General features: G+C 38.3%; 1 protein-coding gene. It reads right to left on the bottom strand.

Translation table 11 applies throughout. The annotated features are described in order from the left end of the window. Positions 1-215 (bottom strand): DNA-binding protein WhiA (gene whiA / locus R0J88_RS24075; RefSeq protein WP_410901468.1); only part of this gene is annotated, 215 nt, incomplete at its 3' end. Between the last annotated feature and the right edge of the window lie 15 nt (positions 216-230).

Genomic DNA, 230 nt, shown 5'->3' with positions numbered 1-230 from the left:
CCGATTGTTTTGTTCAAGTTGGCAGTTTCGCAGTTCACTATACGATTCACACTGTTTCGCATATCTCGGACAATTCGAACATCTTCAAACTTCAACATGGCTGTTGTTGCACCAACGATTCCTAAGAAATCGGAAATCTTTTCCGCTTCTTTTAAATAGGTCACAAATCCCTTTTTCCGTTCGATTGTCTTGGCATTTAAATTAAACTGATTCATTAAGTCTGCTAAAGC

The organism is Pseudoalteromonas sp. SIMBA_162, from assembly GCF_046535955.1.
Taxonomy (GTDB): Bacteria; Pseudomonadota; Gammaproteobacteria; order Enterobacterales; family Alteromonadaceae; genus Pseudoalteromonas; species Pseudoalteromonas marina.
The sequence above is the reverse complement of the archived record's forward strand: the minus strand, read 5'-3'. Positions and strand labels throughout refer to the sequence as shown.